The organism is Dietzia sp. SYD-A1, from assembly GCF_015356725.1.
Classification (GTDB): Bacteria; Actinomycetota; Actinomycetes; order Mycobacteriales; family Mycobacteriaceae; genus Dietzia.
The window spans coordinates 1-508 of record NZ_JADDKI010000099.1 but is presented as its reverse complement, the minus strand read 5'-3'; the positions used below and the strand labels follow the sequence as shown (position 1 = coordinate 508).

The 508-nt window shown below is 69.7% G+C and carries 1 protein-coding gene; it reads left to right on the top strand.

The genetic code is table 11. The annotated features are described in order from the left end of the window. Nucleotides 1-308 precede the first annotated feature (308 nt). The coding region (locus tag IY392_RS04860; RefSeq protein WP_194860663.1) for a DeoR family transcriptional regulator at nucleotides 309-508 on the top strand (200 nt) is incomplete at its 3' end.

The following is a 508-nucleotide window of genomic DNA, read 5'->3' as shown; positions in this document are numbered from 1 at the left end:
GTCCGCCTCGAGTTGCTCCTCCGCCGGAGGAACCCCGGGCGCGGCGCCGTCCGGATCCACCGCGGCGGCCTGCTCGGCGCGCCCCACCCACCGGGCGACCCCGTAGGCGAGGCCGGCCACGACGCCGGTTCCTCGGATGCTCGGCCCGGTCTGCGTGTCCAGCGACATGGGTGCTCCTTAACGGATCGGGCTCCTGGCCCGGTGGTGCTGTGTGGATTGTGACGAGAATAACTAATTCCGCTTGACTTTCCAACCGTATCGGGCAGAATCCAACACATTCGGTCATCAGAAGAAAGGTCGGGGCCCCGATGTACGGCAGCGAACGGCGACGACACATCGCGGAGGTACTGCAGGCGTCCGGCCGCGTCACCGTGGCCGACCTCGCCTCCGGCCTGGACGTCAGCCCCGAGACCATCCGCCGGGACCTGTCCCTCCTCGAGACCGAGGGGGTCCTCGAGCGCACCCATGGTGGAGCCGTCCCCGCCGTCCCGGGCGGACGGGTCGAGCA